The 313-nt window shown below is 76.0% G+C and carries 1 protein-coding gene; it reads left to right on the top strand.

The window, feature by feature from the left end; translation table 11 throughout:
- The coding region (locus tag GTW67_RS20130; RefSeq protein ID WP_161166206.1) for a serine hydrolase at positions 1-213 on the top strand (213 nt) is incomplete at its 5' end.
- Between the last annotated feature and the right edge of the window lie 100 nt (positions 214-313).

Raw genomic sequence — 313 nt, 5'->3', positions numbered from 1 at the left:
GCGCTGGACCAGGCGTGGTTCATGGGGGAGCTGGCGGGGCGGGGGGCGGCGGGGCACACGGGGTTCACGGGCACGATGCTGGTCCTCGACCGGGCGACGGACACGTTCGCGATCCTCCTGGCCAACACGGTCCACCCACGCCGCCGACCACCGGACAACGGACCCCGGGCGCTGCTGGGCACACGGGTGGCACGAGCGGTACGGGCGATCTGACGCCGCCTGCCTGCGGCGGCCTGCGCGGCTTCGGTGGGGGTGCGCGTAGCGCCTCCGGTCCAGTGGTGGGTCGGGGCCGCGCCGGGGGGTGTCCGTCCTC

It is taken from the genome of Streptomyces sp. SID5910, from assembly GCF_009862125.1.
In the GTDB taxonomy this organism is placed as follows: domain Bacteria; phylum Actinomycetota; class Actinomycetes; order Streptomycetales; family Streptomycetaceae; genus Streptomyces.
This window is presented reverse-complemented; position numbering and strand designations above follow the sequence as displayed.